At 42.4% G+C, this 25,933-nt stretch carries 20 protein-coding genes; 3 read left to right on the top strand and 17 right to left on the bottom strand.

Translation table 11 applies throughout. From position 1 onward, the window contains the following. Positions 1 to 64 precede the first annotated feature (64 nt). The 9 genes from ABN764_RS08640 to ABN764_RS08680 form a co-directional block, all read right to left on the bottom strand. On the bottom strand, positions 65 to 646 hold the full coding sequence (locus tag ABN764_RS08640; protein WP_446671599.1) for a uracil-DNA glycosylase: 582 nt from the start codon (positions 644 to 646) through the stop codon (positions 65 to 67). 190 nt (positions 647 to 836) lie between these two features. Continuing rightward, complete coding sequence (locus tag ABN764_RS08645; RefSeq protein WP_446671600.1) at positions 837 to 2,393, bottom strand: hypothetical protein; 1,557 nt, start codon at positions 2,391 to 2,393, stop codon at positions 837 to 839. 242 nt (positions 2,394 to 2,635) lie between these two features. Next, positions 2,636 to 3,109 (bottom strand): lysoplasmalogenase, encoded by a 474-nt coding sequence (locus tag ABN764_RS08650; protein ID WP_446671601.1) that lies wholly within the window; start codon positions 3,107 to 3,109, stop codon positions 2,636 to 2,638. Beyond that, entirely contained in the window at positions 3,100 to 3,324 is a 225-nt protein-coding gene (locus tag ABN764_RS08655; RefSeq protein WP_446671602.1) for a lysoplasmalogenase family protein, read from the bottom strand. The genes ABN764_RS08650 and ABN764_RS08655 overlap by 10 nt, the downstream gene beginning before the upstream one ends. 567 nt (positions 3,325 to 3,891) lie before the next feature. Continuing rightward, a complete protein-coding gene (locus ABN764_RS08660) occupies positions 3,892 to 5,160 on the bottom strand; it encodes a cytosine deaminase (RefSeq protein WP_446671603.1) in 1,269 nt (422 codons plus the stop codon). After that, positions 5,135 to 6,415, bottom strand: a complete 1,281-nt coding sequence (codB, locus tag ABN764_RS08665; RefSeq protein WP_446671604.1) for a cytosine permease — start codon at positions 6,413 to 6,415, stop codon at positions 5,135 to 5,137. Before codB ends, ABN764_RS08660 begins: the two co-directional genes overlap by 26 nt. A 368-nt stretch (positions 6,416 to 6,783) precedes the next feature. After that, positions 6,784 to 7,143 carry a thioredoxin family protein gene (locus ABN764_RS08670; protein ID WP_446671605.1) on the bottom strand — a complete coding sequence of 120 codons (360 nt, stop codon included), beginning with the start codon at positions 7,141 to 7,143 and terminating at the stop codon, positions 6,784 to 6,786. Between the two features lie 802 nt (positions 7,144 to 7,945). Beyond that, positions 7,946 to 9,130, bottom strand: a complete 1,185-nt coding sequence (locus ABN764_RS08675) for a helix-turn-helix domain-containing protein (protein ID WP_446671606.1) — start codon at positions 9,128 to 9,130, stop codon at positions 7,946 to 7,948. 27 nt (positions 9,131 to 9,157) lie between these two features. Continuing rightward, a complete protein-coding gene (locus ABN764_RS08680) occupies positions 9,158 to 9,904 on the bottom strand; it encodes a DUF5986 family protein (RefSeq protein ID WP_446671607.1) in 747 nt (248 codons plus the stop codon). 193 nt (positions 9,905 to 10,097) lie between these two features. On the opposite strand from ABN764_RS08680, the gene ABN764_RS08685 reads away from it, so the two are divergent. Next, positions 10,098 to 11,054: a restriction endonuclease gene (locus ABN764_RS08685; RefSeq protein ID WP_446671608.1), complete on the top strand. Its 957-nt coding sequence runs from the start codon at positions 10,098 to 10,100 to the stop codon at positions 11,052 to 11,054. Positions 11,055 to 11,388: 334 nt separating this feature from the next. Here the strand turns inward: ABN764_RS08685 and ABN764_RS08690 are convergent, their stop codons facing one another. The 5 genes from ABN764_RS08690 to ABN764_RS08710 all read right to left on the bottom strand — a co-directional run bounded on the left by ABN764_RS08690 (position 11,389) and on the right by ABN764_RS08710 (position 17,281). After that, the gene (locus tag ABN764_RS08690; protein ID WP_446671609.1) at positions 11,389 to 12,162 is read right to left on the bottom strand and encodes a GMC family oxidoreductase; all 774 of its coding nucleotides are present in this window, start codon (positions 12,160 to 12,162) and stop codon (positions 11,389 to 11,391) included. 296 nt (positions 12,163 to 12,458) lie between these two features. Continuing rightward, positions 12,459 to 13,664, bottom strand: a complete 1,206-nt coding sequence (locus tag ABN764_RS08695) for a hypothetical protein (RefSeq protein ID WP_446671648.1) — start codon at positions 13,662 to 13,664, stop codon at positions 12,459 to 12,461. 257 nt (positions 13,665 to 13,921) lie between these two features. Further along, positions 13,922 to 14,365 carry a cell wall hydrolase gene (locus ABN764_RS08700; protein WP_021257498.1) on the bottom strand — a complete coding sequence of 148 codons (444 nt, stop codon included), beginning with the start codon at positions 14,363 to 14,365 and terminating at the stop codon, positions 13,922 to 13,924. 85 nt (positions 14,366 to 14,450) lie between these two features. Continuing rightward, a complete protein-coding gene (locus ABN764_RS08705; RefSeq protein WP_446671610.1) occupies positions 14,451 to 16,571 on the bottom strand; it encodes a methyl-accepting chemotaxis protein in 2,121 nt (706 codons plus the stop codon). A 149-nt stretch (positions 16,572 to 16,720) separates the two neighbouring features. Then, a complete protein-coding gene (locus ABN764_RS08710; protein WP_446671611.1) occupies positions 16,721 to 17,281 on the bottom strand; it encodes a TetR/AcrR family transcriptional regulator in 561 nt (186 codons plus the stop codon). A gap of 151 nt (positions 17,282 to 17,432) precedes the next feature. Between ABN764_RS08710 and ABN764_RS08715 the strand changes: the two genes are divergently transcribed. Beyond that, positions 17,433 to 18,386 carry a DsbA family protein gene (locus ABN764_RS08715; protein WP_446671612.1) on the top strand — a complete coding sequence of 318 codons (954 nt, stop codon included), beginning with the start codon at positions 17,433 to 17,435 and terminating at the stop codon, positions 18,384 to 18,386. A 169-nt stretch (positions 18,387 to 18,555) separates the two neighbouring features. Beyond that, positions 18,556 to 20,001: an alpha/beta hydrolase family protein gene (locus ABN764_RS08720; RefSeq protein ID WP_446671613.1), complete on the top strand. Its 1,446-nt coding sequence runs from the start codon at positions 18,556 to 18,558 to the stop codon at positions 19,999 to 20,001. A gap of 143 nt (positions 20,002 to 20,144) precedes the next feature. Here ABN764_RS08720 and ABN764_RS08725 read toward each other — a convergent pair whose 3' ends face one another. The 3 genes from ABN764_RS08725 to ABN764_RS08735 all read right to left on the bottom strand — a co-directional run bounded on the left by ABN764_RS08725 (position 20,145) and on the right by ABN764_RS08735 (position 25,866). Further along, entirely contained in the window at positions 20,145 to 20,501 is a 357-nt protein-coding gene (locus tag ABN764_RS08725) for a nucleotide excision repair endonuclease (RefSeq protein ID WP_072730988.1), read from the bottom strand. A 187-nt stretch (positions 20,502 to 20,688) separates the two neighbouring features. Continuing rightward, complete coding sequence (locus ABN764_RS08730; RefSeq protein WP_446671614.1) at positions 20,689 to 22,428, bottom strand: ABC-F family ATP-binding cassette domain-containing protein; 1,740 nt, start codon at positions 22,426 to 22,428, stop codon at positions 20,689 to 20,691. Positions 22,429 to 22,722: 294 nt separating this feature from the next. Continuing rightward, the gene (locus ABN764_RS08735; protein ID WP_446671649.1) at positions 22,723 to 25,866 is read right to left on the bottom strand and encodes a hybrid sensor histidine kinase/response regulator; all 3,144 of its coding nucleotides are present in this window, start codon (positions 25,864 to 25,866) and stop codon (positions 22,723 to 22,725) included. Between the last annotated feature and the right edge of the window lie 67 nt (positions 25,867 to 25,933).

The following is a 25,933-nucleotide window of genomic DNA, read 5'->3' on the forward strand; positions in this document are numbered from 1 at the left end:
GATACGGAATTAATCAAATGATGTGGTCCTTCTTAGCGCTTGGGGAAATGCGTCATTCTATAGACTAGCGTGTTGAAATCTCCTTCCACTTCTCCTTTAAGCCTCTCAAATCTTCCACGAAGATCCCTAATAGATTGGGCCTCCTCCTTACAGCAAGCGGATGATAGCTGAAGCTTATGGGCGTACCCTGAAACTCACACCAGCTGCCTCGTAATTCTTTGACACTGACACTCTCCTTATCTGGAAATAAAGCTTCCGCTACGACATTGCCAAATCCGAATAATATAAGCGGCTGCTTCTGAAGGAGCTGCATCTGTAGGTGAGGCAGACATGCTGCTCTTGCCACAGGCTTATTGTAAGCACGTAGCGGTCGGCACTTAAGCAAATAAGTGACATAGACAGTATTTACATCTATACCTGCCTCCCTCATGCCAAGTTGGAGTGTCTCTCGGGTACCGCATAGAAACGAATTCCCTTGCTTATCTTCCCGGGCTCCGGGATTGTCCAGAATCATCATAAGCGGGGCCCTCGGATTCCCCTCACCCCAGATGACACGAGTTCGCTGCTCGGATAATTGGCAAAGTTCGCAATGCTCTTTACCTTCAGGAGTTTGTTCTTCAGGCAAAACTACAAAGGGGTGATCCATTCTGCGTCCTACCGCTCCTTCCCTTCATACACAATAAATCCATTATGCCCACCTAAAACGTCAGGTACGCAACAACCCGCTGATGTAAAATAATTGCGTATAAAAATAGGCGAGTCGGGCTATTTCCCTCCCCCACGCTGCCTGTAACGGCATCCAATATGATGCTCTCACAAACAGGGGGGCGTGAGAATTAAAAATCGCGGAGCTGGTCGGTATATCCCCACAGTGCATGTTCATCAATTTCGAGCTGATTCGCCCGCAATTCCTCAACTATCCCGGACACAAGTGGAGTCACAGCATCAAAAATCTCCTCCCGTTCCTCGGTATAAATAAACACCTTGCGCTTGTCGAGTTTGTTAAAACCTTCAATATAGGTAGAAAAGATGTGTTCGAGCTGCAACTGCACGTCCTGGGATGATATATCACCTGTTTGCGCCTGAGCTGCAAGCTCCCGTAGTTGCCCGCGTATTTGTTTGTACAGCGAGGCAGCCTTTTTCGCTTGCGCAGGTGTAATTCCTTCCCGACCGTCCCACGCCCGAAATGGATTATCGAGATTGTCGACGAGCCATTCCGGCTTACGCGGTTGGCGAATGTACAAATCCAGACCTTGCTTGGCTGCTTGCTTGTAAGCTTGCTTGATCGTCTTAGCAGCATCATCCGGTAAGCTGGTCATCCATAACGTGTGCAGCTGCGGCAACTGATCCGGGCGTGGGAATTGATCTCCTGAAAAGCCAAACATGTCTATCGTCGTGAACATTTGAAGCTGTTCGAGCTTGTACAACTGCTCAATCCCACGGATATAGCCTGGGTTGCCGCCCACACGTAGGCTCTGTAGCGAAGGAAACCTATCGATGACGTCTCCTAAATCGATGTCATCGACAGCATACAGAACCAGATCAGACAAATGCGCTAGTCCCGATAAGCAACGATAGGACTTCACCGCCTCGCCATTCAATTGAAGCATGATGCCGTGCCCTTCCTGCTCGTGCTTGATATGGACATCATGCTGCAAACTTCCCTCAAGTATGATCTGGTTCATGTCGTTAGGCAAAAGCAGCTCATGTATTATGGGTGGCTTTATTGTAATATCAGTGATGAGCGTGTGCTGCAAATCGATCCTTTCTACTTCTGCCTCGAGATTTATTTCCAGCTTGTAAATAAAATCATGCGTCCTTACATAGTCCTCCAGTGCAGAACTCCAATCGAAAACCTTCAAGGATGTCAGACAAGGCAGACGATCCAATTCTGTGTAGTCAGTTAGATCCGGAACCTCATCCAGAGAAATGGATCGAAGACCCCATGGCACCATGACTCCAGCTATTTCTACCTGCTGGCTGCCGTCCGCCTTACTGGCCGCTTTGAAATTATGCCGTTTGTTCTCTGGAATGCGTTCCCACTGCAGTTGACGATACTGCCTGTTCTCGCGATCCCAGTCTCCGTAACTTCTCGGCTGCTCCTGCACAAGGACTTCGAAATTCCCAATATAGGTATAGTTCTGAGGAATCGGGCCTTCACTAATGAGATGATCCAGCTCATTCCAGAAATAATAGTTTAATTCAAGTGGCTTTACCTGTTTCAACTGATCAATGGAAGGTAGCTCCCCTCCGGTCCAATGCAGCATCAATGCGGCATAACTGTCTTCCTCGTCTGGTTGATTTGCTGGCACAATATGCGTAATCTGGCATGCAACATAAGCATTCAATAATGAATTCCAGAATCCGAATACGTCCCCTGGTTGTATCGTCATGTATTGCTCCTTTCCGTGTTCATGCGATCAAGGGCAAGTCGAAGCCAAGGTAGTGCAGAGTCCCCGTCCCTCTCCATTTCTCATAACAAATCATTGTAATAGTCCTCAGCCTTCAACATCATTATACAATGGAAATGGGAAATATTATCTACTCGCTGCAAACCTCTATACCTTCCCCTCATTTCAATCTTCGACGTCATTTATGATACGGTTCCCCGTATGCGATGTTTAAAGCGTTCCACCTACATCCTCACGACACGCCCCTTCGACAATTGCCTGTCACCGAATACGTTCGCGATGCTGCCCGCAATAAACAACTGCGCGGCGAAGTAGGTCAGCATAATCCAAAAGCCTGACGCCGGCACGGCGCTGACGAACTTATTCCAGGCCAGAATCGAGTCCGACACGGCGAACAAGATCGCCCCGACCGACGCATGCCAGTTCCGGCTCATGATGGCGGTCCAGCACATGACTGAGATGACACTCACGTAAACGGCGACCGACAGCCATAAGTCGCTATTATCGCTGTTAGCCATGATTCCATTGTTCAGTTGCCAACCGATAAGCCACGAGTATAAGCCGATTGGTATCACGCACACCAACGTTAGCAACGAAAATTCCCAACGCCTTATCATGGCAGCTACATAAAACAGATGCCCTAGCAAAAAAGACAACAATCCGAGCATAAACCACTCATTTCCGTTGTTCAGCAGCAACCGTCACCAACTATGCTAAAAACCAATCCAATCACGACCAAAACCTTATACATCTTCAACTTGTCCGCAGACGGCGAACTGACTGCGAGCACAATGATCAGCACCATCGGCAGAAGCTTGAAGACCCAGTTTAGTACGCTACTGTTCAAGGACAGCGTTGCCAAGTGAATCACACCTGTTACGATAATTGCAAAAACCAGCCATTTCCGAAGCATAAATCAAGTCCTCCCCATCATTTTGGGTATTTGCTTGAACTGATTCTGACTGATACGTATGCCTATTTTCGCGTCCACATTACTCAACTGGCTGTCTGATGCGACTGCGGTGCTATTATGAAAAAAAGCCCTTAAGCGATATTAAGGGCTAGATATTCATCCAAGTGACCAATGCCTGTCGAAGATAGCATCTTTTGATCACAAGATATACATCAGTATATAAAGACAAAGCCATTCCTGACAATGGAGTGGTTTTAGCTTATTGCAGAAAACCATAGCAAATTTGTAGTAATTCAAGAGGACAGTTGCATCAACACCATTTCACGCATCGGGCCATCCGTCCCTCGACCCGGAGGGAAGATCTATGATTACTCTGAAAAATACTGTTTGCTAACTCATAATGTAATTATAAAAAAACAAAAATGGGTAGAAATCCAGATGTATTCTGAAAATCTCTACCCATTTTATTGCACCAATAAAATATCTAACATCAATTCAACAACTTATTATTATTGGCTATATTAGACTTCCTCAATTTTTAATAATACTTAGAGTCCGCTTCTCTTTTTATCTTTGAAACGTAATGGTCTCACTTACACTGCCCAGCTTCACGCTCGTCTCGCTCGGCTTAGTCTCGGCAATGATCTTACCGTTACGGAACGAATATCGTACAACAGCCTGCTTGCGAATGGCCTCATACTCATTCTCCGCATTCAATACGATAAAGTTGGCTGGCTTGCCTGCCTCAATCCCGTATTTATCCTCAATTTGCAGCGTCGTCGCGCTGTTCTTCGTAATCATATCGATGCTGTTCACGATCTGCTCATAGCCCATAAGTTGCGAAGCATGAATCCCCATATGCAGAACTTGAAGCATATTGCCTGTCCCAAGCGGATACCATGGGTCAAAAATATCATCATGACCAAAGCACACATTGAGTCCTGCTTCTTGAAGCTCTTTTACCCGTGTTAATCCTCTGCGCTTCGGATACGTATCAAAACGTCCTTGCAAATGAATGTTCACAAGTGGATTGGATACGAAATTGATCCCCGACATCTTCAGCAGCCGGAATAGCTTGTACGCATATGCATCATTATAGGAGCCCATCGCTGTTGTATGGCTGGCCGTTGTACGTGCGCCAATGCCGCGTTCGTAAGCTTCCTTGGCTACTACCTCGACGAATCTGGACTGCTCATCGTCAATCTCATCACAGTGAATATCGACGAGACGATTATATTTTTCCGCAAGATCAAATGCGATTCTCATCGAATCTACGCCATACTCGCGTGTAAACTCAAAATGCGGAATGCCGCCTACCACATCGGCCCCCATTTTCATCGCTTCTTCAAGCAGTTCTACTCCATTTGGATAGGAGAGAATACCTTCCTGTGGAAAAGCAACAAGCTGAAGATCCACATAAGGAGACATTTCCTCCTTCACTTCCAGCATCGCCTTAAGCGCTACTAGAGTAGGGTCTGTCACATCCACATGGGTTCTCACATGCTGGATGCCCTGCGCGATTTGCCATTTAAGCGCCGTCTTCGCTCTCGTTTTGACGTCCTCTACTGAAAGAGTTTCCTTCCGCTGCGACCAGCGCTGGATGCCTTCAAAGAGCGTACCGCTCTGATTCCACTCTGGCTCCCCTGCTGTTAAGGTTGTGTCTAAATGAATATGCGGCTCAATAAAAGGAGGAAGCACCAGGCTCCCGTTCACATCAATGACCTCATGTCCTTCTGTGGGAAGCGGACTTTGGGTAATCGTCTTGAATGCTCCATCCACAATCTCGATATTCCATAAACCTTCACGACCTCTAAGCTTCGCTTGTTGTATAATCACTGTTCATTCCCCTTTTCTCGTTTACGTTAAACTGTTTTTCCGGGAAACACTTCATACCTATAACATACAGCACAGCTGTACCGATCAAGCCATTAATAGGCGGGATGCCAGGTACGAACTGAGCAATCAGAATGCCGCCGAGCCATGCCAATATCGCAATCCAGTTCACGGATTTGAAGCTCATTTCTTCGAATTTCTTATAGGATCCGCGATGCAGGATATAGAAATCCGCTAGCAGAATCGCGCCAATCGATGGCAAAATCGAGCCAAGTACTGTCAAAAAGCCTACGAAGTTATTGTACAGCCACATCGCCATGATCGTACCTACTGCTCCATTAAAGACAACAATGATGTTCTTAGGCAACTTTGTAATATTGGCAAAGCCCAGACTGGATGCATACAGCGCATTTTCATTCGTCGTCCAAATATTTAACCCTAGCACAATGATAGCCGGCATAATCAGGCCTTGCAAAAACATAACATCTGAGATATCCGCTTTTCCATATACAATCGCGCCTACTGCTCCAAATAGAAACATCAACGAATTTCCAAGGAAGAACGCAATGACTGTCGATACAACCGCTGAACGAGTCGTTTTTGCAAATCGTGCAAAATCCGGTGTTAGTGTACCACCACTGATGAAGGAACCGATACAGACGGTCAATGCTGTAGCAAGACCCATCATTTCCTTCGGCTGATAATTCATTAATCCTTGCAATCCGCCTGCTGTTGAAGTCGCTTCGAAGACTGAATAGCTTCCTAATATCGCAATCGACGGTACAGCTACGATGCCGAGTATCGCCAATGCTTTAATTCCATAGATCGCGGTCACCGTCATTAGGATTCCTGCAATCGCAATCAAGACGTACACGTTCATTCCCGTTACTTTCTGAACTGGAACTGCGAACATCGCTACCCCTACACCAAACCAGCCTACCTGCGTAAAACCTAGCAATCCTGAAGATAAATAGGAACCTTTCGTGCCAAACGCATATTTCGTCAGCAAGTGAGTCGATAAACCCGTCTTGGCCGCAATATACGCAAGCGCTCCTGTATAAACGCCCAAGATCAAATTCCCTGCCAGTACAATTCCGATAAAAGCACTGAACGTTAAACCATTTCCTAACGCTCCGCCTGACCACATGCTTGCCGAGAAGAACGTAAATCCAAGCATTACGGCGAGTATTTTCCAAAATCCATTCCGATGTGCTTGTGGTACAGGTTGCAATGAGAATTCCAAATCCACTTTTTCCATTATCCATCCTCCAGATCGTCTAGATACCGAGTATGCTCAAGCAGATGGAACAGGCGGGAATGATCGATGGCTTTCAGGAGCAATAAAAAAGGCTTATTGCCCAGTTGCCCTGACAATAAGCCGTTTACGATCGCAGTAAAACAATAGGTACACGTGCATATACACACGTATCCCTATAAAGATCATACATTCCGCTGTCCTTGTCAGCCTCACGGGACTGAATTAAAGGTATCTTATTAAATTTTCACTATTATAAATAAATAACTTGGAATCAACAAGTGTAAATATTGGAAGTTACGTAAGTTGCGACGGGCAGGACATCGATGATTGGGCAGTTCACCAGACGCATATTCGTGAATCTAAAACGTTCATTTCACGGTTTCATCAGAGGATTGTCCCGTCACTAAGTCATAGATTTTACGAACTTTTTCGTCCAGTAGATCCAGATGTACGATTCTCGCTTCACGTATATATTCTTTTCCCTCCACGTAAAGCAATAGAACAGGCGCGGTGAAGACAGAAAAACTCCCAGCCACCGCCGGAACTTCTTGAGCATTGATCGTCGCCAGTTGGATATTCGGGTATTTCGTCAATAATTTCTGTCCCTGCGGCCGCAATCCATGACACACACTGCAGCCTGTCATGGTGATATAGAGAAACGATAATCGATGGCGACTTATAAATTCATTCGCCGATTCGACACTCGTTAATTGCTCGAATTCTCTCATGGGTACCTCCAAGTGTAGGAATCTATCATGTTCAACAAGAGGTGGGATGTATCCCACTACTTATGATACGGTTCTACGTAATATCTATAGTACGAAATATAAGGGCACCCATTTGGGTACCCTTTATAGTTGACAGAGTTCAGGATGGCAAATTGCAACTGTGTAAAGCCACAATTCACCAACTCAGGGTATTATTCCAAACTTCAGCGGTATTAGGATTTTCACTCTAATCCAACTGATCGTCCAACATAGCGTCAATGACTTTCAATATCCTCTTTTGCTCATTTATACTTCTGCTTCGGAGCCTGTACACAATTATGCTTGAAAGTTAATTTTGACGGTACTAATACACTTTTCCCAGACGGATTTCTAAAGCATTATTTGGGCATTACAAAGCCTAAAGACTTCTGGGCTAATGTCGTTTATGATGCAAAAATAAAAATCTTAATTAATTTTAAACTCCGATCTTTATTTTCTCCCTCTGGTTGGGAGGATTACAAGTGCTTGATAGACTTGACATTCATTTTCAAAGGAACGGTACTTTGACAGTATCAATTGGAATACAGCCCACACCATCATTAAATGCTTATTCAATAAATCACATGAATCCAAAAGTGATAGTTAGATTACTTGAATATTTGGTAAAAATAATCAGACGAGATTTGTTCTAGTCTGGTCATAATGTATTATAATCGAAACTTTGAAGCGAACACGCACGTAAAACTGACGTCTACTTAAGCCTTATAATTACACAATAGAAAAGGTACCTTTGGAGGAGGCAACTTAGCAGTAATTTAGAGTATTAGCTTGTTACGTCTCTAGATCTTGATTCTAACTTATCCTTAATGCTCACGATATTGCCTGTATTGACGACTTCTGTCTCCAGATACCCTTCTTCAAGCCCTAATAATTCTTCAACCTCTTCTCGCAACAAGCTTAATCCATAATGTTGCGATAATTTCTGCATAAACCCTTCACCGCTGATGTAGTCATTCTCAATCAACAGCTCAACAGCCTGCTTCATCGAAACAGGATCTTTCAGATCTTTTAAATCATCGAGTGGCTCTTTTGTCCTCCAACCTTTGTGGCTTATAGAACGCTGCATGTACTGATATGTTCCATCATTGATTGCTCCTAACTTATAGGCCCGCATCACCATTGCTCCGATAGACACACACCACTTTTTCTTAAGCAATGTATAGTAGTTCAAGTCATTTGGATGAATGGATACATCTCTCAGAAAACTTTCTCTAGGTAGCAAGAACGCTGCAGCAAAATCATTGGCTTCTTGCTCAATTTGCTTAAACTCTTCTTTGCTTAAGTCTTCAATATTCAAATACGGGTCATGTAAAACTTTGTGGCCTAACTCATGAGCAACATCAAACTGACGTCTGTAAAAAGATCGCTTATCATTGCCTAAAACAATGGAATAGTATAACTTCCCATGTATTTCATGTTGTGAGCCAAAAGCATCAATCATTTTATTATCCAGCTTCAAGGACGATATCACAAACCCCTTGGTTTCCAGTAAATAAATAATATCCTTAATCGGCTTATCACCAAGCGACCAAGCCATTCTGACTTGGTCGGCCACATCTTCAACACTTTCAATATCCCGATCAGAAAAGTCTGGAACATCAAGCTCCGGGAAATCTACGTACTCCTCAAGCAAAGCACGAATAATTGTTAGATACTTTACCCGGTCATACTGCATCTCTCGTTCTTTCTTTCCCGTAGTCAACAAAGAACGAAAATAGGTGCTTCCCGTATTTACTTCAATAGGTGTTTCATAAAAGTATTCTCGGGGAAATTTCAAAATATTTGTTATATGCAACAACGAATCTAGGTTAGGAACAGCTTTGTTGTTTTCATACTTCGAAATCATCTGTTTACTAACACCAAGTTCGTTGGCTAGATCAGTAATAGTAAGACCTCGATATATCCTTCCTTCTCTTAGTCTCGTTCCATTAAACTGCCGCTGAAACATTCAGATTCCTCCTTATATCGAGGAATATTAGCCGTTATCTTCCTCTTTTTTTCCTTCTTCAAGAAGCTTCTTCTTGGCAATTTCCTCTTTCCGCTTCTTAACCGATGGCTTAATTTTAGGTATGATATCCATGTTCTCTACGACTGGATCATTTAAAACTGCCACGTCACTATATTCATCTTTAGATACATACGCTGTCCAGTCTGCCTTGTCGATTAACTCAAAATATCGATTAAATAGGCGCGCTTCAACACCAACAATTTTCTTATCGATTTCCTGACCAACTACAAAAATCACCTGCTTGATCAAAGGATATTCTTCCCCCAGTATCTTCTGGACTTCAAGCAACCTTTTATTTTCATATTCTTCTGTCAGAGATTCAAATAATGTCATTTGTTGGTTGGCAAACTCCACGGGGCCGCTGTTCATCGATACGAACGCATGAAAGTAGTGTATACTCTTTTTACCAAAATTCTTGATTACAACATCTAAGTTCTTTTCTTTTGAGAAAATATATAGGCTACCAGAACCTAAATCCAGAACACAGACAAATGTCCAGATCCCCCTGCTCCTCGTAAGTACAACCAGATCATTTTGAAGAGCCACATCTTTAATACGGCCAAACCGTTTATCCCAAGAACCGCCATTCCTAAAGTTTCCGGTATCTAGACCATGTTCCTTATTGATGTCGTTTAAGGCACTCTCTGTTTCTTGAGTAAAGGACTTGACCATTAACTCTGCCATATCATCATGCAACACTAATCGACTTAGCAATTATTCCACCCCCAGAGCATTATTTCCGTATTTTGTTTAATTATACTACTAAAAATAAGAAAAAGTAAACCAATGACTTCTATTTCTCTAATTTCATCCCCAATCAATAGTTATGCTTCTTTTCTTAGCCTGGTATATAATATTATTGGCTCTAAAACCACTGCATTCTAAAATTGGGGGGCGACATTACATATTGAGGATTGCATTATTAAAAAATAACTATATACGCAAAGTCATAACTATAGTCGACTATAAACCCGATTACAAAGGTTCTTTATTTTGTCCAACTGAAGGATGTAATTGTAGGTTAGTGTATGTCAGTGGTAATGTACATGAACCATATTTTCGCACTCAAAGGAATTATAATCATTCTAGTAGTTGTCCCTATGTTTTTGAACTATACAATAGACAAGTGAAAAACTTTAATTGCAGTGTAGATGCATGTTCAGAAATAGCAGATTATGAAGTTTTTTTGTACGATTATTATGCCCCACCTATTAACCAAGAGTTCATGGCACAGGATTTTACATGTCCATACCTTTGTGAACACCATATGAATGAAAATGAAAAACACTCTAAAGGAAAGAAAGTTCCTAGAGGTTCAGTAATATATCCTTACACTAATAAGAATCAGGCACAAGGATATTCAAAATACATCCCTATAAATAAAAGTTCTATCATTTTGGATTCGGCTAATTATCAAGACAATAAAGAAGTAAACCTTGAAGTTCTTGACGTTAATGCTCAATTAATTAAATACTTAGCAAGGTATCCTGAGCTAATCAGGGAAATTGACCCTAGAAAGTTTGAGGAAATCGTTGCTGAAATATTTCATAAAAAGGGATTCTCCGTTACACTTACACCTAGAACTAGAGATGGTGGCAAAGATATTTATGCGATTCAAAATGGGATATTTGGTCGTCAGTTATTTGTAATTGAGTGTAAGAGATATAGTAGTACACATAAAGTAGGAGTTGAACTAGTTAGGGGAATTTATGGGGTAAAAGTAGCTGAACGAGCGACCGCTGCAATGCTTGTAACGACATCCTCTTTCTCTAAAGATGCACTTGATTTCGCTTCTCCTTTAAAATATGAATTATCACTAAAGGACTATAGTAATTTAAAATCTTGGTTAAAAGAGTATAAATAGCTGTAAAATTGTTAATACTCGTTGGCAAACTAAATAAATATCACACGTATGTCAAAAGGACTCTTAAAGGCAATACTCCTTCCTTGAGAGTCCTTTATATCTCATAAAATAAATGAAGTATATTAAAATATTTTTCCCTAAGTCACACACGGCACTCTATTGTTGTCAATGATTTACGCACCTATCTATAGATATAGCATTGAAGCTTCAACCTTTAACTCAATTCTTTGATTCACCACTATTTGTAATTCGGTTCATCTTAACGGGTCTATAGGCGGGAATCGGCACCTCCAGCTCTCCGCTTTGGATCCATTCCAAACAGCCATTACATCTATTAATCTTCTAATTCGTCCTCAAAATCATCATCATCCAGCACGTAAGAACAAGGATTATTTTGAATAAAGCGTACGGCATTTAATCCTATCATTTGAGCAGCTAGGCTAGTATTGCCGTCCGGTAAAATAGGTGCGATGGAAAGATCAGCGACTTTAAGATTGGTTGTACCGAATACATCCAGCTGTCCGTTGACAACCCCATCTTGAACGCTTTTCCCCATCTTGCACTGCCCGCCATAATGATAGAAATTTGAATACGATGCTCTTACGAAATCACTAAGCTGCCGTCTTTTTTCTGCCTCATCGGTTATTTGGAAAACTTCCTCCGGAGGGTACAACACAGCTTTTATCCCGCTATTATTTACTCTAGCCTCTTGAATAATGTTGTACATATTAATATATTGATCCACCAAGAAATCCAGATCATTTGTTGCCAGTTGCAATGGGTTAAAGGAAAAGGACGGCAGTGCTTCGGGATCGCTGTGGGAGGCCATAATCGTCCCCTTACTCCGTGGGTTAAGATCTATAAGCCCAAAACTCATAACATTGATTTGCTTATTCACTAAATCCAGCTCCCACCCATTGCTTGCTATATCTGAAGCTGGAATAAAGAGTGGTGCAGGGGCTCCTAGAATTTGAAGGCGGCGACCCTCCCCTACATTATCCTTATTTTCAGCTGTAAATGCACCTAAAATAATCGGTTGATTAGGATCATCACCAACTACCGGTAGTATCTGTGATGTTAGGCGGAACACAAAATATTGCTGCCGCAACGGAGCAACAGTTAGCTTCTATGCAGGAGGTTACATCTTCTGCAAATGTACTGTCTAGCATGGCAGAAGAACTCCAAGAGAGAATCAGGCAGTTTAAGTTGTAACAGGAGCAGAATGCTTGATAAATGGTCTGACTTGAACAGATAAAAGGAGGCTGTCCCAAAAGTAGATCAATCTACTTGAGGGATGGCCTCTTTGATTAGCATAATCTGCCGAATTGAACAAATTACCATTCATAAAAATTCTCTTCGATCATTTCCTCGAATGAATCGGCTAATAACTTGATCTCTTTTTAATCAGTACTCGCGCGCTGCATCGAACCAGCGCCCAGCCATCTCCTCCGTTATAGGCCGGCCAATCTGGTGATCGGACTGGCTGAGTTGCCATACTGCTTCGCCAAGATCTTCTCTTTCGGTTGTTTCGATGCCTTTGAGGTTATTGAAGCACACGGTGAAGGTGGTAATGGCTGCCTCGGCATCCGCAAGGCTGTGGGCCTGAGCCAAGGATGCCCGTGCAGCATTGTAAGCTTCGTTAGCCAGTTTGGCCAGACGTTTAGGCCAAGACGAGAACGGGCGGCCATATTCGCTCTCCCACCACTCAGGCTTTCGCAATTGGCTCACTGAAGCATAGCCGGCCCATGGGCGTGTCTTGGCGCGTGTTTTCACTTGCTGCCTTAAGCGCTTGCCCGCGGTTTCTTCCACATTGTAGGCGATAAAACTCTCAAGCAACGGCCACGTGTCCAAGGAGGGCAAGTCCTCCAAATCAGGCATGAAGCGCAGCTCCAAATTCGTTAACCGGGCATGACGAGCCAACAAGTCCATGTCGCAGAAGTTCCCCCATAAGCTCAGTGAGTCAAGGTTGGGGAACCGGTCTAGACAGTCCAGCGATATGGGCTGTCCCAGCGGCGTGCTTTGCAGCGTCAGGCTCGTCACCTGGTGCAATTCACCAAGGTCAGGCAGGGTAAAAGGAGGATCATTCTTGCGTCGGCCGGTGCGTGGCGCTAGTGTCAGAGAATACGGCATATTTCCAGTGGCCGATAAGCGTAATAAATCGCCGGACACGTTCAGGCGGAAAGATCCCTTCGGAAGCTTCAAGCTCAGACGCTCTGCGGACTGGCCCAGCTCGATATGCAAGCCACGCACAATGGACTGACTGGCGTCCACCACCGTATCTGCAGACAGGATTGGAGCCCACGTCATCTCTTCAATAGGACGTGTCCGCGCCCAGTCCAAGAAGCCCGTGTCACTGCCTGAATAGTACAAAAATCGCGGCCAAGGCGAGCCCGCTGGCGTAGAAAAGGCATCGAATACGGTCCAATCGATTCTCGCGTCTGGCGCGACGTGAAGATCCACCCTTTTCCCCAATTCCGGCGGCCCGATAGATAGGCTCCCTACACCAGATCGAATGACAAGAGTGTGACTGCGAGGGCCCGCCAGGTCAATGGGATAACTACCGTCTTCGCTAACAGAATCAGAAGGGGTAGTTTGGTTATGAATTGGCATTTCCGTCATCCTTTCTTCTACCCTTGATTACATGTTTGATGCTCATTAGCTAATATAGTAGCCCTATATAATTAGGTATCTTATTTTCATTATAGTGATCGCTTGTCCTGAATCCACCTACTTATTACCTGAATTCTGGAAGTGCGCATGAGTCATCCCCTCATGAAAAAAGAGGGTGTCTCTCCGTCATTTTAGGACTTCGGGACACCCTCTTTTGAACGATTCCACATCTTCTACATGCTCGCCCTACTATAAAATTAAAACGTATTGTATACCTCTTCACATTCCTCTGCAGTAGGTTCATAAAAACAATGCTTCTTCCATCGTCCTGCGAGCGGCTGATTATACCAAGTGTCCGGACATGGCCCGGGATTTTCGAACGTTCCTGGACGGAAATACCATAGGGAGAATTTGGCTGGCCAACTCCGCTCCCCATTCACAGCCCGTCGCGCCAGACGGCGTTCCCTCTCTCTTGCGTTCTGATAGTACAAACCATGTTGCAACGCTTCGAACGCATGCGGCTGGTTGATCATTTGGGGAATTGTCCGGATGCCTTTAAAATCAGAGCAATTCGCTCTTACTCGGTTAATGCCAACATTTCCAACAAGGAGCATGCCCTGTTCGCCTTCGGTCTCAGCTTCAGCTCGAAGCAACCTTGCCAACATATCAATATCCTGTTGCCTGGCTTTTACGACTGCCATTTGCTCACCTCTTTAGATGTCTCTAGACTCATCATATTGTAGGCGAAGCGGAAATGTTACTCTGGCAAAATAAAGAGCGATAATATCAAACGTCATCGCGCAATACAAATTTGCTTAAGTCATTCTGCAATTGCTGTGACATATCCCTTAACTCTTTGGCGGAAATTTGGATTTTCTCCGCGGAAACTAGTTGTTCTGCTGTACCTGTAGCCATTACCTCAGCTTCATTCGAGGTACGATGGGAAATATCGGATACATCTGCAATAGAAGCCGCCACTTCCTCCATTCCAGCTGACATTTCCTCAGTGGTTGCGGATACGTCCTGAATTTGTTCACTTACAAGCTTAACCTCACTAAGAATGCAATCAATGGTCTCCTTCGTTCGTTCAATAGATTCCATACCCATATTCGTCTCGATTTGTATCGAATCCATAGCGGATACCGTTTCTCCAACAAGCGATCGAATATCAATCAATAGGTCAGAAATGGATTCCCCAGAGCTTGATGTTTCTTCAGCAAGCTCTCCTATCTCTTGTGCAACTACACTAAATCCACGACCATGCTCTCCCGCACGTGCCGCTTCAATATTTGCATTTAAGGCAAGCAGCTTTGTTTGCTTTGCAATCTCCAAAATTGACTCTATAATTTGACTTATACGTACTGAATGCTCATCAAGCTTAGCTACAATCTGGGCAGAATCAGCCTGAGTCCTCTTAATACTCTCCATTTGATCCACGGTTTCTATCAATCGCTGATTTCCAATTACTGCATTTTCACTTGCACGAATGGCAACCGAAGCAACCTCAGATGCCGCTTCCGCAACTCGTGTAATCCCAATCGCCATCTCATTCATTGCAGTTGCCGCTTCCACTGTCGTTCTCTTTTGTGAAGCTGTCCCATCCGATACTTTCTGCACAGAATCGGCAACCTTCTTCATAGCCTGTATAGATTGATCTGAGATTCCAGTTAGTTGCTGGGAGGATTGAAATGTTGTTAAGGAAATTTGCTGATTTAAGCTAAGCACTCGATTCATCGATCTTTGCATTTCATTAAAGGCCGCACCTACAAGCTGCAGCTCATCCTTAGTATTCAGTACAATATCCTGGGAGAAATCCCCCTTCGCCATCGACTCCGCTCTTTGCTTTAAGATACTCACTGTATCCATAACACTCCTAAAGAATGCTACATAAAATATGACTACTAATAGTAAGACTACCACCATAATCAACAATGTTATATTGCGCTCCGCAGTATAGTCATCGATACGTTTTTGAAGAATATGATCTAATTCCATTATGGCAAGTTTGAATACCTCATCTGCTGTTGTGATCGCAACCGTCCCTTGAGCGAAAAAGGTATCAGGATTCATGCTCATCTCTTGCTTATGTATAATTTCTTGTTCAAGTAAAACAAGATAGTTTTGAATATTTTGTGCAACCTGCCCTCCCTTCTCAACCAGATTCACATTAATGTTACTCTGAGATTCCGCAATTTTGGAAAGGGATTTATTTAGACTGACAAGAGCAGTCTTACTCTCATATTCTCTCAGGAGTAGCTGGATTTTCAACTCATCCGTTAGCGTTCTCGATGCAAGAATACCATTGCCACTTCCCCGGATAAAAGCGGAGTTTTCGATCAATGCAGGCAGTTCCTGAACGACCAATCTCATCAAATAGTATGAATTAATTTCATTATCAAGTGATAATTCAGACTCATCGGCACTGCTGACAATAAGTTCTTCTATCTGCTCCACCAGTTTTGAATGACGAACAAAACTATCTGATGCCTTTAAGCTTTCATAAGAATCACGCAGTTCAATCCATTCTCTATGAATAGAAGCCCATTTTTCATATGACTGAGGCAGGTTTTTTTTCTGGAATTTTGTTTCGATGTTTTCAATCAATTGAGCAATTTCCTGTAGCTTCGCCTCAATAGCACTCTTTGCTTCTTTATTTCCATTCAAGTAACCATTAATAAGCCCACGTTGTTGTTGTACTTGTAGCATGAAGGGCATTATTTCACTGATCTGCTCAACCCCAGCTTGTTCGCCTTTGATGAATTTTATTTGAGTTTGCTGTGTCGCGTTCCAATTATATAGAAGGACTACTATTGGAATAATAAATAGTACACTGATGAGCATAAACTTTTGCCCATATTTTAGCCTCGATAGAATCGAAGTAAATGGACTTAATAATTGGTCTAACATACTTTCTTACCCCCATGATATATCCTCTAAGATGTACAGTATATTTTACTGATAAAATTTACCGACACTTGTGATAAATATCATAGTCAACAACCTTTTCTAGCAGATAAATAGGATGAAGCCATTTCTCTTGAAACGCTGGATGGCGCTCACTCCTGGTCAATGCCCGACAGCAGAAAGGGAATAGCGGGCTGAATAAATACCTCCGGCGATAATTCCTTCCCCTTTCTCCTCCACTCCACAGAAGCACCATATAACCCCCAACTTAAAAGGAGCGCTGTGATTTTCAACGCTTCATCCGCCGCCATCGTAAGTTGTTTTCGCAGCATTTTATAGAAGATAATCTCGAGCTGCTCTCGAATAATACGAGCAATGGTCTCATCGTATCCTCGATGACACCGATTGGATAGCGCGCTCTGGAAATCTGTTATAGCTACGAAAATATCAATAATCGTTGCTTCATTCAGCACGCTATTCCCAAAGTCTATCGCATTCAAATTAATCAAAAGCACTTCGGATAAAACCTTGTCGAGCAGATCATATATGTCTTCAAAGTGATAGTAGAACGTTGCCCGATTAATCATCGCCTCTGTCGTAATATCCTTCACGGTAATATCCTTGAATTCTTTTTTACCTGAAAGTTCAATAAAAGAGTCCATTATTAACTTACGCGTTCGTAAGATTCGGGGGTCTGTCTTGGATTTCATCATTCCTGTCCCTCCAACATTTTAAACAGATGTGTCCATGTGTTGTATAAACGACAAATCACATGATCTATTGGTGTTCCGGTACATTTATTATGGCTAAAATGGGATTGTAAAAGCAAAGTGATCTTTCGGAAACTTCAAGGGGGAAACCATCATGGCAAATAACGATAAACGAATAGTCAGCGATAATCATATGATTTGCGATCTTGAGACCGGTGTCTGCGGCGTAGCTGGGGAAGAAGAAGTGGAGATGATTGATTTCAATCCACCTCACAAATCCATTACAGTTTATTATGTGACGGATCCAATCTGCTCACACTGCTGGGCGCTTGACCCTGTCCTACGACGATTTAAAACGCAGTATGGACATGTTTTTAACTTCCAAACGGTAATGGGCGGGCTGCTTGAAAAATGGGGGGATGAGCCGGTCGATCCACGTAACGGTATATCTGGACCTGCTCATGTCTTCGACCACTGGCGAGAGGTTGGGGAATACTCGCGTATGCCAATTGACGGTTCGCTTATGCTAAGCGATCCCGTTCAATCCTCTTACCCACCCTCTCGTGTATTTAAAGTGATTCAGCAACATCATGGCAATACAGTAGCCTATGATTACTTAAGACGATCGCGAGAAGCTTTATTCGCATTTAATCGAAATATCGCGAAGGAATCCGTCATGATTGACATCGTAAATCAGCTTGGACTGGATGGAGAAGCGATCATTCAAGATGCTGAACATCAATCCGGACAATCCTTATTGAATGAGGATTTTAGACTCGCTAGAAGCCTTGGTGTTCGAGGCTTCCCAACGATCGTCATGATCAATGAAGAGAATAAAGGAGCCAAAATCGTAGGTAGTCGTCCGTTGGAGTCTTATGTTGAGGGCCTTCAGCAAGTGTTAAATACGGGAGAAATTAAGCCAAGGCAACAACCATCACTTTCGAACTTACTTTCGCAAGAAAAGCTATTATTTTCTAAAGAAATTGAAGTGATGTATGAGATCGACAAGTCGGGGATCAACGCTTTTGTTGAAAAAGAACTTGCACCAGGAAGTTATGAAATAGGGGATCTCTTAGGGGAGTTCTACTATACAACAAAGAGTTCTTGATGGGGAACGTTGAAAATGAGCGAAAATAACCATTCCTCTTAATTTCGGTGCGTTTGCCATGTCTGCCCACGACATTCATAAAAAATTTATAATATTCCCCCTTTCATCTTTATAATTTTTTTGTAATCTGGAGCAAGTTCGTATTTGTGGTAAAGGGAGGGATATCGGCATGAGGTTTTGGGAAATAGGCTTGATCGTTGTTAATTTTGGCCTGTTGTACTGGACGGTAATCGCGAACAAGAAAGGCGGACGGGGATGGTTCATCCCTTTAGGGATCGCCTACGCTTTGGTAATTGTGCAGATTGTCGTGGAAGGTGGACGGTGGGAGATGGTTCCGGCCTACTTGACGCCACTCTTATTGATGGCTTATTTCTTCATTAACAAGCGGAAGAAAGCCAGTAAAAGCCAGATTGCTGTTACCGTTCAAGCGATGCTATTGACCGTATATTTATTGGTCTCGGTCGTGCCACCTGCGATGCTGCCAGTATTCTCGTTTGAACAACCCACGGGGCCCTATGCGGTCGGAACGACGGTTTATCATTGGGTTGACGATGAGCGACGAGAAACATATTCGGATAACACTGCTGATAAGCGCGAGCTGATGGCGCAGATTTGGTATCCGGCCGCCAAAGGCGTCGGAGAAGAGAGAAGCCCATATCTCCGGAACGCATCTAAGATGACGACAGCCATATCAAGCAAAATGATGGGTCTTCCGGATTTTGTGCTAAGCCATCTAGGGTTGATCAAGACGCATGCTTTGGTGGAGGCTAGGCTCTCGGACTCGGAGAGCCGGTATCCGGTTCTGATTTTCTCCCATGGGATGAACGGGTATCGCAATCAGAATATGTACCAGCTAGAGGAGCTGGCCAGCCACGGCTATATCGTAATCGCTATCGATTATGCCTACGAAGCTGCTGCCTCCGTTTACCCTGACGGAAGAGTCGCCGTGAGTAAGACCGACCCTAACTTGACTTCGATTGCTCAGTATGAAGGGCATATCCCTCTTTGGACCAGCGATGCTGCGTTTGTGCTCAATCAAGTGGAGAAGCTCAATCAGAAGGATACTGCAGGTCGATTTACCGACAGAATCGATCTTGAACGAATCGGCATGCTTGGACATTCATTCGGTGGAGCCGTTACGGTGCAAATGTTACAGAATGATTCACGTGTGAAGGCTGCCCTTAGTATGGATGGAGGGTTTTATGGTCTGCCGGTTTCGGTCAAAGGATTCGGAAAGCCTTTCTTCATGATGTATTCAGACGAGACGTACAGCAATGTAATGATTTCTTACGATGATGTCGCCAAACAGTTAGGTGGGGTAAGCCGTGAAGCGTTCGAAGCCCCGAGGAAAGAATATATCCAAAAATCGGGCTTTGCTCTGGCAGGCGGAGGGATATCGATCCTTATTCCGGGTTCAAAGCATGCAAGCTACACCGATCTTGCGTTATTCTCTCCCCTGCTTGGTCTCAGCGACGAGAACCCACGGCGGGATCACCGCATCGTGAACGAATTCAGTGTTGCCTTCTTTGATCGGTATTTAAAAGGGAAAGACGATTCTGCTTTGCAAGATCTGGCCGCCAAGTACCCAGAAGTGAATTTCAAGGTGAACAACTAATCATTTTTTATGAGGGGTAACCAACGTACACATGTAGCCCCGCACATATATCAAAATGCCTTTAATCCACATTCAGCGGGTTAAAGGCATTTTTGCGTTATCTTATCATTTCATGGCTCTTTGGGCGATAGGAGCTCTGTCTATTATTTGTATAACACCTTATCTACATTGTACTTAGCCTTGTATTCGTTAATAATGTACGTCTCGTATATTTCTCTATGGACGGCATCCTCAACCAAACAAACCTCGATCTTGGTTACTTCCTCCCGATTATCTTTGATGACCGACACCGTATCCTCGAAATGCTTCTTGATCCGAGGTCTTAGCTTCCGCGCCTTGCCGACGAATAGGAGTTCATCCTTATCATTGTAGAACATAAAGATCCCCGCTTTATCTCTAGGAATCTGAATGAAATCCGTAAACCCGTATATATGGCTTAATTTAGGATCAATCTGTTTGTAAATCGTGACATCCGGTGTTGGAATCGTTATTTGTATCATAAACATTCACTCTCTCTTCTGTGTCATTGTTATTTTCGGTTCGCCTCATGTTCTCGAGTCTAGGTTATATTCTATCTATTATGGACATACCTGTCTATTCCATGCAGGAAGTTCGCGCCATATATTCTTGACCTAGTACAAAGACCCCTTTTTCGAGGGGTCTTCTTTTCAATAAGAGAGGTGTATTTTAAAGCAACTTAATCAGCTCTTCTAGCTCATCAACCAATACTTTTGCAGATTCAAAATCAGTATTTTTTAAAGCCATTTCTATCTTCATTTCAACTGCTTTTTTATTTTGTTCAGCTTCTAAATAGTCTTTATTAAAATGACTAGCATAAATCATCTGTCTAAATTTTCGCATACTCATTTTTCTAATCGTCTTATCGTCAATGATCAGAACATAATCCATACCATTTACAACAGAATAGAAATCATGAGAAATCATGAGTATCGCACCTTTATAGTCTTCAATGGCTTTCTCCAATGCGATTTGTGAATAGGTGTCTAAATGGCTTGTCGGTTCATCTAGAAGCAATACGTTTGCTTTACTGGCAGCAACTTTGGCCAATTGAAGTGTATTTTTTTCTCCACCAGATAGAGATTCTATCTTCTGATTAACGATTTCTCCTTCAAACCCATAGCCAGAAATATACGATCTAATCTCATCATACGTATTAAATCCAGCATCGATAAATTCTTCGAGTATTGTATTAGAATCCTTTAGCATTTCGCCTTGAATCTGAGATAAATAAGCCACTTTAACATCAGCATTTATTTCAATTGAATCCTGATTATTTTTATAGATATCTCGGAGTAAAGTCGTTTTCCCGGTACCGTTTGGACCAATAATGGCTACTTTATCCGTAGATTTTATCTCAAAGTTAACATTGTCTAGCAGCAACTCATCATAGGCAACACGATAATTATTAACATTTACAACAACGGTATCTTCCAGTTCATGATCCATATCAAAACGAATATTCGGTTGCTTTATATCAACAAATGGCGCTTTAATTCTACGTGCTTCCAATCTTTCTTGAAACTTAACTCTGGCTTTTAGTGCTCTCCCTCTAGATGCATCTGCATTAACAGTCGCGATAGCTCTAAGATTATCAATGATGTTATCGTATCTCTCAATTTCTTCTTGTTCAGCGACTGCGATTTCTTGCAACTCAATTTTAGTCTGAAGTAATGAGAAGTTATAATCAATATATCGCCCATCAAATTCTTGGATCTCTTTATTTTCAAGGTGTATAATTTTGTTGAAGCAATGATTCAATAGATATCGGTTGTGCGTAACAACTAGCAGCATTCCTTTGTGAGAATTAATAAGATTTCTGAGCGCATTTAGGTTTTCAAAATCCAAAAATACATCGGGTTCGTCCATAATCATTAAGTCTGGACCACTAAGCATTTCCTTCATCACTTGAATAAGTTTGAATTCCCCACCACTCAGATCGGATACCCTAACATCTTTTAGCTTCATGAGGTTTGCTAGATTTAGTTTCTTATTAATTTTGCTTTCAAAATCATCCCCACCGATTGAATCAAATGCGTCTAAAGCTAATTGATACTTTTCTAATAATGAATCAATATCCGATGATGTTTCCATCTCTGTACAAATAGCTGTTATTTCATTTTGTATCTTAATAAATTCTTCCGCTATATATTCAAAAACGGTTGTTTCTTTTGTTTTGTCTTGTTGAGAGAATTGACTTACATGCCCAATTTTGCAAGTCGGGTCAACTTCTAATTTGCCCTCGAACAAATATCTTTCTGGATCCATCAGTATATCTATTAATGTACTTTTCCCATTGCCACTCGTTCCTATAAAAGCACAATGCTGTGCCTCTTCAAGCGTAAATGAAATGTTTTTATATAGTTCTTTTTGCGGGAATGAGAAGGATAAGTTATCAACCTTTATCACAAGTATTACCTTCCTTTATAACTAAAATAGTGTCTATTCTTAGGTGTATTACAAAATATAGATTTTGAGTGTAACACTGTTTACAACCAACTTCAAACCATTTGAATCCCATCGCTTTTAAAATCGGTAAAAAGTTCCATCCTGCTTCCTGACGAATAGCCTAGCTGTTCCATTTCATTTGAGTTGTACAATAAAAACTTGCCGTTACTTATGATACGGTTCAGCTTAACGGGTCTATCAGCGAAAATTAAGAAAGGAGCAGCCAAGGATGCTCCTCATTCAATCACTTATTTATCACCTAGCTTTATCCCTGCTATTCAACCTGTTATGTACATGAAAAGTTACCTTTGTCCCTGTACCTAACGTACTTGTGATATGAAGTCCTGTTCCGAAGTGCCGTTTTAGTCGCTGATCCGTATTAATCAATCCGACGCCTGAACGACTATCCACTTTTCTTTCTAATATTCGTTGCAATTGAACCTCGTCTATTCCGTCCCCATCGTCTTCAACGGTTATCTCTGCATGCTTCTCATAGACAAAAATCCGAATAAGAATCGTTCCTCCACGATTGCGCTTCATTATGCCATGTCTTATCGCATTTTCAACGAGAGGCTGGATCGTAAGAAATGGGACTTTTATGTCCCCGTAGCCATCTATCTCCCAAATAACCTGTAACCTTTCTTCAAACCGAGCCTTTTCAATATATAGATAAGAACGCACTAGACTTAACTCCTCTTCGATCGGAACAAGCCTATCCATATTTTGAAATTTAAATTTATTCCTCAAAAAATTGCTGAATTCATCGAGCAAATTACGCATTTTATCCAAATCAATATCGCTTAAAGCTGCTACAGCATTCAACGCATTAAATATAAAATGAGGCTGGATTTGCGCTTGCAGCCATGCAGCTTCTAATCGCAGTTGTTCCCGAACGGATTGTTTAATCGTAATTAACGCCTCGATCCGTGATTTTATTTCTATTGCTTCCACTGGCTTCGTCACATAATCGTTTGCCCCCGCTATAAAACCGCTCTGAATATCTTTCGGTTGGCTTCTTGCGGTAAGGAGCAGAATGGGAAGCTCTGTGAGTGTAAATCGCTCGCGAATCATGCGCGTCAGCTCATAACCGGACATCTGCGGCATCATAACGTCGGAGATGACCAGATCCCAGTCCTTGGTATCCAGCAAAGCCAATGCTTCTTTACCGCTCGTTGCCATCGTTACTTCGTATACGTCAGGTGGCAGTATGGCTTCAAGCACTTGAAGATTGACAGGATCATCATCGACGATTAATACGAGCGGACGATTACGATTTATTTGGAATGGAGCTGTTGGTGTTACCTCTTTCGCAGCTAGCGGAAGTTCCATTTTGTCCAAATCATCAGTAGAGGCTATTTTTTGCATCGCCATCGATTGTAATACGAACGGTTCCAATCGGTTCGAACTTTCACTTTCTTCCTCCGCTTCCTCATCCGCCAGATTTAACGAAAATGTAAATTTCGAGCCTTCCCCTACAACAGAGGATACATCTAACGTACCTCCATGAAGCTCAATCAACTGCTTGCTTATGCTTAAACCTAACCCAAAACCGCCTTCTATCATCGTCACACTCGTACTGCCTTGCTCATACGGACGGAATAAGCGCTTTAGCATGTGCTCATCCATTCCGATCCCCGTATCGGCAATCACAATATACGCTCTTCCGTCTTTGGCAAAAGCTTGTATCGAAATTGTCCCTTCATTCGTATATTTCACAGCATTATGAAGTAAATTGAACACGATTTGGATCACTCGATTCTCATCCGCAATTACCGGGGGAAAATCTTCCGAAATCTGATTTGCAATTGTGATAGACTTTACTTCTGCGTTAAATTGCAGCATATCCATTACTCCAGTCACAATTGGCTGGATAAATATTACTTTCCTTTGTAAACGTGGATTGCCTTCCCGTAAACTCATCACGTCAATCAAGTCGTTTAATATCCATGACAACCGACGTCCTACAGATAAAACCGTTTCAAGCTCCTTGATACTCCGTTCCTGCAATAAATGCTGTTCCCTTTTTAAAACGGATTGTGACATGTTAAGCATGCTATGCAGCGGATTTTTAAATTCATGTGAAGTGTTTGCCAGAAATTGATCCTTATGGTCATTCATTCTTTGCAAGGTTGCAGCAAGCTCTTTGGTGTTCGCATGCATGATAAAGTAACCCTTAAACCATTCAGAAGCTAAACAACCCATCGCAATAATCATATCGAACGGATAGTAGACAAGACTCAAACCGCTATTCAGCAAGATTAACGACCAAAGAGAATGGTTCACCAACGCTAGAAAAGAGAAAAGCAGTAAAAGATTGCTCTTTAAATCTTTGATTACTTTTTTAAACATTGTAATTAACGTGATAACTCCAGCAACAACAACTAATAGATAATAAACCGGAAAGAGCATAATCACTTGAGGTGGATCTAAAAATAACGTGATGCCGGCAGTCCCTAGATTCATTACTTTATAGACAGGGTACATCCTACGCCAATATGGAAGCTCGCGATGATTCATACACTGGAGCAAAGCATAGGCTGCAATAAGGAAAGCAATATTAGTCAGCCTAAAATCCCAATTACTTCCAATGTAAAATAATTGATGGAACAACTTCTCATCCGTACTAAAGACACTCGTGATCGTTACACATAATGCAAGCAAACTAAAATAAAGCAGCTTCTTTTCCTTATTTCCTAGTACATACAAAATAAGTGCATAGACAGCATGCATAATAAATATTATCGCTGCCAAAAACTGCATAAAAACGGAAGCATTCGTCTCTTTGGCTATAGCTTCTTCTGAACCAAATTTAATGGATCGGACAATGCCTCCGCTTCGACTATCCACATAATTTGCCGCCTGAATGACGATTTCGATTACACCGTTGTCATCTGCTGTAAAGGTTGTAGAATAAGGTAGGTCCTTCGAAATATATTCATCCTTTGTTGTCGCCACCTGTCCAGATTTAATAAGCAAGCGACCGTTTACATATAATTCTGATGCAGTGCGTACGCTGGGTACACGAATACTATAATTAGGATGCTTTGCAGGGTCTACATAAAGACGCAAACGATAAGAGCCATATCCGTATGGAGATGGCTTGTCAGCATGCAAAGCTTCATTCCATCCTCCCGGTACCTGAATATGCATTGGCGCATTATCGCCTAACAATTGTTGCCGACTACCATCTATCAACCATTGCGAGGGATAAAACTCCCATTCCCCATCAAGTAAGAGAATGCTGCCATCTTCTGCATTCCAATTGCGCAAATCAACGAATTGCCCATTATGAATTGACGCCTGTTTGGGAACATGAAACGCTTCCATCCATAAAATGCGCAAACCGGTTAAAACAAATAATATGAACACTAGCAATAATATAATATAGCTCTTTTTCATTTGATATTTGGATGAGTGAGTTTCCAAGAAGTATTTCTCCCCTAGTCATTTTCTTCTAAAGACATTT

Source organism: Paenibacillus wuxiensis (assembly GCF_040195695.1).
GTDB classification, from domain to species: Bacteria; Bacillota; Bacilli; order Paenibacillales; family Paenibacillaceae; genus Paenibacillus_B; species Paenibacillus_B suaedae.